Here is a 7,502-nt window from a genome sequence, read left to right on the forward strand (position 1 = left end):
AGGACGAGCGCAGAAGAAAACGCCTGCGCTCGCCCCTGTGACAACAACAGATGCGGAGCGAACCGTATCCCACTGAAGAGTTTAACGGCTTAACCAGAGGGAAGCCCATGATCCAGATTTCGAAAATCCTGGCGGCGACTGCCATCGCCTCCACCCTGTTTCTCGCCCCGGCCTTCGCCGACACGGTCAAGATCGGCGTCGCCGGTCCCTATACCGGCGCGAACGCCACGTTCGGCGAGCAGGTCTTTGCAGGCGTCTCCGCCTATGTGAACGAAGTGAACGCCGCCGGCGGCATCGACGGCAAGCAGATCGAGCTGGTCAAGGGCGACGACGCCTGCGAGCCGAAGCAGGCCGTTGCCGTCGCCAACCGCTTCGTCGACCAGGACAAGGTGCAGGCCGTGATCGGCCACTTCTGCTCCTCGAGCACGATCCCCGCCTCCGAGATCTACAACGACGCCGGCATCCTCGAAATGGCGCCGGCATCCACCAATCCGACGGTGACCGAGCGCGGCCTCGAAACCGTGTTCCGCGGCTGCGGCCGTGACGACCAGCAGGCGGTCGTCGCCGGCGGCTTCATCCTCGACACGCTGAAGCGCGACAAGATCGCCCTGATCCATGACAAGGACACCTATGGCCAGGGCCTCGTGGACGCCGTCAAGAAGACCATTCAGGCGCGCGGCATCGAGCCGGTTCTCTATGAGGGGCTGACGCGCGGCGAACGCGACTTCAACGCGCTCGTCACCAAGATCAAGAGCACGGGCGCGAACGCCGTCTATTTCGGCGGCCTCATTCCCGAAGGCGGCCCGCTGATCCGCCAGATCCGCGAACAGGGCCTCGACGTCGTCTTCATCAGCGGCGACTCCTTCGCGCAGAAGGAACTGATCGCGGCTGCCGGCGGCCCGGCCAACCTGAAGGACGTCTATTATTCGGCAACGCCCGATCCGCTTGCCGACCCGTCGACCAAGGGCGTTCAGGATGCGCTGAAGGCAGCGGGCGTCGCCCCGGCCAACTACACGCTCTACGGCTATGCGAATGCGCAGGCCGTCGTCGGCGCGCTCAAGGCCGGCGCGGACATCAAGGCCCAGACGGACTGGCTGCGCAGCAACACGGTCGATTCCGCCATCGGCAAGATCACCTGGGACGAGAAGGGCGACATCAAGGACTTCCAGTTCGTCTTCTACGATTTCGACGACCAGGGAAATCCGGTCCTCGTCAAGTAAGGCGGCATCGCCGGCCGGAACATCATCCGGCCGGCCTCACCGTGCCCGAAATTCAGGGGGTTCACGTATGGATGTCTATATCCTCATCCAGCAACTGTTCAACGGCGTCACGCTCGGCACGATCTACGGGCTGATCGCCGTCGGATACACCATGGTCTATGGCGTCATCCGCATGATCAACTTCGCCCATGGCGACGTCTACATGGTCTCGGCCTATATCGCCGCGATCACCCTTGCCGTGCTCACCTTCTTCGGCATCCAGTCCGTACCCTTCGCGCTGATCTCGGTGCTGGTGATCACCTGCGCCATCACCGCCGTCTACGGCTGGGCTATCGAGCGCGTCGCCTACCGTCCCCTGCGCGGCTCCACCAAGCTCGCCCCCCTGATTTCCGCCATCGGCATCTCGCTGATGCTGCAGAGCTACGTGCAGATCTCGCAAGGCGCGCGCGACCAGGGCGTGCCGACGCTCATCAGCGGCGCCTTCCGCTTCGGCGACGACACCCGTTTCGCGCAGATCACCTACATGCAGACGGTGATCCTGCTCGCCGCGCTGATCGCCATGGGCATCCTCACCTATGTGATCACCTATACCCGCATCGGCCGCGAATGCCGCGCCACGCAGCAGAACATCCGCATCTCCGCCGTGCTCGGCGTCAACACCGACCGCATCATCTCGATCGTCTTCGTCATCGGCGCCGCGACGGCCGCCGTGGGCGGCACGCTCGTCACCTTCAACTACGGGTCCTTCAACTTCTTCATCGGCTTCGTCATGGGCATCAAGGCCTTCACCGCGGCCGTCCTCGGCGGCATCGGCTCGCTGCCCGGCGCCGTGCTCGGCGGCGTGCTGCTCGGCCTGACGGAGGCGCTGTTCGCCGGCTATGTCAGCACCGACTACAAGGACGTCTTCGCCTTCGCACTGCTCATCGTTCTCCTGTTCTTCCGCCCCTACGGCCTGCTCGGCCGGCCGGAAATCCAGAAAGTGTGAGGGGCAGGACCATGGAACAGAACCGCTTCCTCACCCTCGCCAAACAGGCGCTCCTCACCTTCACCGTCTCGCTCATCCTCTTCGGCCCGATCTCCGGCCTCGTGCTGGAAGGCTTTTCCTTCCGCAACGAGCTGACGCGCGCCGTGCTGCTGGCCGCCATCGTCACCGCCGGCCGCATCGCGCTGTCGCTGGTCGGCATGACGGCCCTGGGCCGGAAGCTCGCCGGCAGAGCCGCCAGCAGCGGCAGCGGCGTCACGGTCATGACGGGCAAGGAGAAGTCGCCCGTCCTCATCCTCGGGCTGATCTTCCTTGCCGGGCTCGCCCTTCCCTTCTTTGCCGACAAGTATTTCCTCGGCATCGCGATCCTCGCGTTGATCTACTGCCTGCTCGGCCTCGGGCTCAACATCGTCGTCGGCCTTGCCGGCCTGCTCGATCTCGGCTTCGTCGCCTTCTATGCGGTCGGGGCCTATCTTCTGGCGCTCGGCGCGCAATATCTCGGCCTCGGCTTCTGGAGCGCGCTCGTCATCGCGCCGTTCCTCGCCGGGTTCTGCGGCATGGTGCTCGCCTTCCCGGTCCTGAAGATGCACGGCGACTATCTCGCCATCGTCACCCTCGGCTTCGGCGAGATCATCCGTCTCGTGCTGAACAACTGGCTGGACTTCACCGGCGGCCCGAACGGCGCGCCCGTACCGCCGCCGACGCTCCTCGGCCTCGAATTCACCCGCACGGCCAAGCAGGGCGGCGTGCCGCTGCACGACTATTTCGGCATCACTTACAGCGCCGACTACAAGTTCTGGTTCATCTACTTCGTGCTGTTCCTCGTCGTCTGCCTCGTCATCTATGCCGTCGAGCGCCTGCGCGTCATGCCGCTCGGCCGCATGTGGGAAGCGCTGCGCGAGGACGAGATCGCCTGCCGCTCGCTCGGCGTGAACCACGTCTTCACCAAGCTCACGGCCTTCATGCTCGGCGCTTCGACCGGTGGCCTCGCCGGCGTGTTCTTCGCCGTCCACCAGGGCTTTGTGAACCCGACCTCCTTCACCTTCTTCGAATCCGCGCTCATCCTCGCCATCGTCGTGCTCGGCGGGCTCGGCTCCACGGTCGGCGTCATCGCCGCCGCCCTTGTGCTGACGATCCTGCCCGAACTGCTGCGCGACTTTGCCGAATACCGCGTGCTGATCTTCGGCGTCCTGATGGTGGTCATGATGATCTGGAAGCCGCGCGGTCTCGTGCACATCAAGCGCCCGGCCTTCTTCCCCAGCACGGCTGCGGAGCGGGACATTCCTCTTGCGGCAAAGCCGGAGGCTGCCCGATGAACACGCCTCTCCTCGACGTTCGCAACGTCACCATGCGTTTCGGCGGCATCGTCGCCAACCGCAATGTCAGCTTCGCCGTGGAGCGCGGCGCGGTGACGGCCCTCATCGGCCCGAACGGCGCCGGCAAGACGACGATGTTCAACTGCATCACCGGCTTCTACCGCGCCAGCGAAGGCGAGATCGTGCTGAACGGCCGTGACGGCGCCGAGGATATCGGCGCGCTGATGACGCGGCCCATCACCGGCGGCTCGCATCTCGTCACTCGCGCCGGCATCGCCCGCACCTTCCAGAACATCCGCCTCTTCAAGGAAATGTCCGTCGTCGAGAACCTGCTGGTCGCCCAGCATCTGGTCACGGCCAACAACCTTCTCTCCGGCATCTTCCGCACGCCAGCCTTCCGCCGGGCCGAGCGCGAGGCCGTCGACCGGGCCTATCACTGGCTCGGCGAGATGAACCTCACCGACGACGCCAACCGCCTTGCCGGCGAGTTGCCCTACGGCCGCCAGCGCCGCCTCGAGATCGCCCGCGCCATGTGCACGGGCCCGCAGCTCATCTGCCTCGACGAACCGGCCGCCGGCCTCAACCCGCCCGAAACGCGCGAGCTTTCCGAGGTCATCCAGCGGCTGTGCCGCGAGCACGGCCAGACGGTGCTCGTCATCGAGCACGACATGGGCCTCGTGATGCGCATTTCCCAGCACATCGTCGTGCTCGACCACGGCGAGGTGATTTCCGACGGCACGCCCGAGCATGTGGCGAACGACCCCGCCGTCATCGCCGCCTATCTCGGCGTCAGCGAAGAGGACGTAGAAGCATGAGCGAGGCACCCCTGCTCGAATTTTCCGGCGTGCGCGCCCATTACGGCCCGGTCCAGGCGCTGAAGGATGTGAACGTCTACATCTTCAAGGGCGAGATCGTCAGCCTGATCGGCGCCAACGGCGCCGGCAAGACGACGCTTCTCTCCTCGATCTTCGGTGCGCCGCGCGCGTCCTCGGGGCATATCCTGCACAAGGGCGAGGACATTTCCCGCGTGCCGACCAACCGGATTTCCCGCCGCGGCATCGCACTCGTGCCCGAAGGCCGGCAGATCTATCAGGAGATGAGCGTCGAGGAGAACATGATGATGGGCACGACACCCATCGGCATGGCGCATTTCGACGAGGACCGGGCGACGATGTTCGATCTCTTCCCGCGCCTCAAGGAGCGCCGCAACCAGACGGCCGGCACCATGTCCGGCGGCGAACAGCAGATGCTCGCCATCGCCCGCGCCATGATGGCCCGGCCGGAACTGATCCTCTTCGACGAACCCTCGCTCGGCCTCGCCCCGCTCGTCGTCAAGCGCGTCTTCGAGGTGCTGAGCGAGATCGCCGCCATGGGCAAGACGATCTTCCTCGTGGAGCAGAACGCCAACCACGCGCTGAAGCTCTCGCAGCGCGCCTACGTCATGGTGAACGGCCGCATCCACCTTTCCGGCGAAAGCGCCGCCCTTCTCGACAACGAAGATGTCCGCAAGGCCTATCTCGGCCTGCACTGAACGGAAAAGACAATGCTGCACAAGAACCTGATTGCCGGCGAATGGGTCTCCGGCGACGCTTCGGCGAACATCAATCCTTCCAACACAAACGACGTCGTCGGCGACTATGCGCGCGCCAGCGCCGAGGACACGAAGGCCGCCATCGCCGCCGCCAGGGCCGCGCTGCCTGCCTGGTCCCGCTCCGGCATCCTGGAACGCCATGCAATCCTGAAGAAGGCCGGCGACGAAATCCTCGCCCGCAAGGAGGAGCTTGGCCGCCTGCTTGCCCGCGAAGAGGGCAAGACGCTGCCGGAAGCCATCGGCGAAGTCACCCGCGCCGGCCAGATATTCGATTTCTTCGCCGGCGAAACCCTGCGGCTTTCCGGCGAAGTGCTACCCTCGGTGCGTCCGAATATCGGCGTCGAGATCACCCGCGAGGCCGTCGGCGTCGTCGGCATCATCACGCCCTGGAATTTTCCGATCGCCATTCCCGCCTGGAAGATCGCGCCCGCGCTCGCCTACGGCAACACGGTGGTCCTGAAGCCCGCCGATCTCGTGCCGGGCTCCGCCTGGGCGCTCGTCGATATCCTGCACCGTGCCGGCGCACCGGCCGGCGTCGTCAATCTCGTCATGGGCCGCGGCAGCGTCGTCGGCCAGACGCTGCTCGACAGTCCCGACGTCAACGCGCTGACCTTCACCGGATCCGTTGGCACGGGCAAGCGGGTCGCGCTCGCCTCGGTCGAGCACAATCGCAAGTTCCAGCTCGAAATGGGCGGCAAGAACCCCTTCGTCGTGCTCGATGATGCCGATCTTGCCGTCGCCGTCGAGGCGGCCGCCAATTCGTCCTTCTTCTCGACCGGCCAGCGCTGCACCGCATCCTCGCGCCTGATCGTCACCGAGGGCATTCACGACCGTTTCGTCGCCGCGTTGACGGACCGCCTGAGGGACCTTGTCATCGATGACGCCCTCAAGGCCGGCACCCATATCGGCCCCGTCGTCGACGAAAGCCAGTTGAAGCAGGATGCCGATTATATCGACATCGGCCGCTCGGAAGGCGCAAGGCTGGCATTCGGCGGCGAAAGGCTGGAGCGGGAAACGCCCGGCTTCTATCTTTCGCCCGCCCTCTTCACTGAGGCAACCAACGACATGCGCATCGCGCGCGAGGAAATCTTCGGCCCGGTCGCCGCCGTCATCCGTGTGAAGGACTACGACGAGGCGCTGGCCGTCGCCAACGATACCAGCTTCGGGCTTTCGTCCGGCATCGCCACGACGAGCCTCAAGCATGCGACCCATTTCAAGCGCAACTCGGAGGCCGGCATGGTCATGGTCAACCTGCCGACGGCCGGCGTCGATTTCCACGTGCCCTTCGGCGGCCGCAAGGGCTCGTCCTACGGCCCGCGCGAACAGGGTCGCTATGCCGCCGAGTTCTACACCACCGTCAAGACCGCCTATACGCTCGCCTGAGGATCCCGCCCATGAAACTTCTCGTGCCCATCAAGCGTGTTGTTGACTACAACGTAAAGATCCGTGTGAAGTCGGATGGCTCTGGTGTCGAGCTTGCCAATGTGAAGATGTCGATGAACCCGTTCGACGAGATCTCGGTCGAGGAGGCTCTGCGTCTGAAGGAAGCGGGCAAGGCCGAGGAAGTGGTCGTCGTGTCGATCGGCCCCGCCAAGGCCGAAGAGACGCTGCGCACCGCGCTCGCCATGGGCGCCGACCGCGCCGTGCTGGTCGAGACGGAAGACGCCGTCGAGCCGCTGGCGGTTGCCAAGATCCTCAAGGGTGTTGCCGAGGCAGAACAGCCCGGCCTGATCATCGTCGGCAAGCAGGCGATCGACGACGATTCGAACCAGACCGGCCAGATGCTCTCGGCCCTGCTCGGCTGGGCTCAGGCGACGTTCGCCTCCAAGGTCGAGATCGGTTCCGGCTCGGCGCAGGTAACGCGCGAAGTCGACGGCGGTCTGCAGACCATCGAGGTCAAGCTTCCGGCGGTGGTCACCACCGACCTTCGCCTCAACGAGCCGCGTTATGCCTCGCTGCCCAACATCATGAAGGCGAAGAAGAAGCCGCTCGACAAGAAGTCGCCGGCCGATTTCGGCGTCGATACGAGCCCGCGCCTGAAGGTGCTGAAGACCGAGGAACCGTCGGGCCGCAAGGCGGGCGTCAAGGTCAAGACGGTCGCCGAGCTGGTCGAAAAGCTCAAGACCGAAGCCGGCGTGCTGTAAGCAGGAAAGGGAGACAAAGACATGGCCATTCTTCTTCTGGCAGATCACGACAACGCCACCCTTTCCGACCAGACCGCCAAGGCGCTGACGGCAGCGAGCAAGATCGGCTCCGACGTGCATGTGCTCGTCGCCGGCTCGGGTGCCAAGGCTGCGGCCGATGCGGCCGCCAAGCTCTCGGGCGTCTCCAAGGTCCTGCTCGCCGACGATGCCAGCCTCGGCAACAATCTCGCCGAACCGCTGGCCGCGCTC

Annotated in this window: 7 protein-coding genes and 1 pseudogene; all 8 read left to right on the forward strand. The window is 65.2% G+C overall.

The features are described from left to right. Positions 1 to 107 precede the first annotated feature (107 nt). The gene (locus tag DSD28_RS08380; protein WP_119255919.1) at positions 108 to 1,220 is read left to right on the forward strand and encodes a branched-chain amino acid ABC transporter substrate-binding protein; all 1,113 of its coding nucleotides are present in this window, start codon (positions 108 to 110) and stop codon (positions 1,218 to 1,220) included. A gap of 67 nt (positions 1,221 to 1,287) precedes the next feature. Next, positions 1,288 to 2,205 carry an ABC transporter permease subunit gene (locus DSD28_RS08385; protein ID WP_119255920.1) on the forward strand — a complete coding sequence of 306 codons (918 nt, stop codon included), beginning with the start codon at positions 1,288 to 1,290 and terminating at the stop codon, positions 2,203 to 2,205. 11 nt (positions 2,206 to 2,216) lie between these two features. After that, entirely contained in the window at positions 2,217 to 3,518 is a 1,302-nt protein-coding gene (gene livM / locus DSD28_RS08390; protein ID WP_119255921.1) for a high-affinity branched-chain amino acid ABC transporter permease LivM, read from the forward strand. Next, complete coding sequence (locus DSD28_RS08395) at positions 3,515 to 4,333, forward strand: ABC transporter ATP-binding protein (RefSeq protein WP_119255922.1); 819 nt, start codon at positions 3,515 to 3,517, stop codon at positions 4,331 to 4,333. The genes livM and DSD28_RS08395 overlap by 4 nt, the downstream gene beginning before the upstream one ends. Beyond that, positions 4,330 to 5,049, forward strand: a complete 720-nt coding sequence (locus DSD28_RS08400) for an ABC transporter ATP-binding protein (protein WP_119255923.1) — start codon at positions 4,330 to 4,332, stop codon at positions 5,047 to 5,049. The genes DSD28_RS08395 and DSD28_RS08400 overlap by 4 nt, the downstream gene beginning before the upstream one ends. A gap of 12 nt (positions 5,050 to 5,061) precedes the next feature. Then, entirely contained in the window at positions 5,062 to 6,492 is a 1,431-nt protein-coding gene (locus DSD28_RS08405; RefSeq protein ID WP_119255924.1) for an aldehyde dehydrogenase family protein, read from the forward strand. 11 nt (positions 6,493 to 6,503) lie between these two features. Then, positions 6,504 to 7,253 carry an electron transfer flavoprotein subunit beta/FixA family protein gene (locus tag DSD28_RS08410; protein WP_119255925.1) on the forward strand — a complete coding sequence of 250 codons (750 nt, stop codon included), beginning with the start codon at positions 6,504 to 6,506 and terminating at the stop codon, positions 7,251 to 7,253. 21 nt (positions 7,254 to 7,274) lie between these two features. Further along, positions 7,275 to 7,502, forward strand: a pseudogene (locus tag DSD28_RS08415) (electron transfer flavoprotein subunit alpha/FixB family protein); the annotation flags it as partial.

This window comes from Shinella zoogloeoides (genome assembly GCF_003574625.1).
In the GTDB taxonomy this organism is placed as follows: Bacteria; Pseudomonadota; Alphaproteobacteria; order Rhizobiales; family Rhizobiaceae; genus Shinella; species Shinella zoogloeoides_A.